This is a genomic window from Kitasatospora sp. MAA19, from assembly GCF_029894125.1.
Taxonomy (GTDB): domain Bacteria; phylum Actinomycetota; class Actinomycetes; order Streptomycetales; family Streptomycetaceae; genus Kitasatospora.
Window position 1 is genome coordinate 1 of sequence record NZ_JARXYZ010000088.1, and the last position, 1,452, is coordinate 1,452.

Below are 1,452 nucleotides of genomic sequence, written 5' to 3' on the forward strand. Positions count from 1 at the left end.
GGTGGATTCAACCGGTCGTCGCAACACCTCGATCGTGGAGGTGTCGGGTGGGGCGGCCTGTGGGGTGGACGACGAAGGTGACGGGGCGTCCGGCGATGCGTTCGCCGGGTCGGCCACCGGTGCGTCGGGACGTGGAACGCGCGTTCTGGTTGAGGATCGCCGAGGGGCTCACGAGCGAGGATGCCGCGCTGGCATGCGGGGCGTCCGGGCCCGTCGGTTCGCGGTGGTTCCGCGATCGTGGCGGGATGCCTTCGATCCAGCTCAGCCCATTGTCAGGCCGGTATCTGTCGTTCGCCGAGCGCGAGGAGATCTCCCTGTTGAGGGCCCAGGACGCCGGCGTGAGGGAGATCGCCCGCAGGCTGGGGCGGTCTCCGTCGACGATCTCCCGTGAGCTGCGACGCAACGCGGCCACTCGGTGCGGGCAACTCGACTACCGGGCCTCGATCGCGCAGTGGAAGGCCGAGCTGGCCGCTCGCCGGCCGAAGACGGCCAAGCTCGCGACCGACGAGCGGCTGCGTGAGTATGTCCAGGACCGGCTGGCCGGCGTGATCCAGGCGCCGGACGGCAAGACGGTGTCTGGTCCCACGACCGAGCAGTGGAAGGGACGGAACAAGCCCCGCCGTCAGGACCGGCGTTGGACGACGGCGTGGAGTCCGGAACAGATAGCCAAGCGGCTGCCGGTCGACCACCCCGATGACGAGTCCATGCGGATCTCGCACGAGGCGATCTACCAGGCCCTCTACGTCCAGGGCCGCGGCGCGCTCGACCGTGAGCTGGTCACGTGCCTGCGGACAGGGCGTGCCCTGCGGGTTCCTCGCTCCCGCGCCCGCAGGAAGGCGGCCGGTCACGTCACGCCCGACGTGATGATCAGCGAGCGTCCCGCCGAGGTCGAGACCCGGGCCGTCGCGGGCCACTGGGAAGGCGATCTGATCATCGGGGCGAACCGGTCCGCCATCGGCACGCTCGTGGAGCGCACGAGCAGGTTCACGATCCTGGTCCACCTGCCGCGAATGGAAGGCTACGGCGTCGAGCCACGGGTGAAGAACGGCCCCGCGCTGGCCGGATACGGCGCCGAGGCGATGCGTAAGGCTCTCACGGTCCAAATGGCAAACATCCCAAAGCAGTTGCGACGATCACTGACCTGGGACCGGGGGAAGGAGCTCGCCCAGCACGCCCAGCTGAAGGCCGACACCGGCATGGCCGTCTACTTCGCCGACCCGCACAGCCCCTGGCAGCGCGGCACGAACGAGAACACGAACGGGCTGCTGCGGCAATACTTCCCGAAGGGCACAGACCTTGCCCGCTGGACCGCTCGCGACCTCGCAGCCATCGCTGGGGCACTCAACACCCGGCCGCGGAAGACACTCGGCTGGAGGACTCCCGCAGAGGCACTCGACGATCAGCTACTCTCGCCCCAAGCCAGCGGTGTTGCAACGACCCCTTGAACCCGGT

General features: G+C 69.2%; 1 protein-coding gene. It reads left to right on the forward strand.

The window, feature by feature from the left end; genetic code table 11:
* Positions 1-95: 95 nt before the first annotated feature.
* Positions 96-1,445 carry an IS30 family transposase gene (locus P3T27_RS40875; protein WP_280686450.1) on the forward strand — a complete coding sequence of 450 codons (1,350 nt, stop codon included), beginning with the start codon at positions 96-98 and terminating at the stop codon, positions 1,443-1,445.
* Positions 1,446-1,452 lie beyond the last annotated feature (7 nt).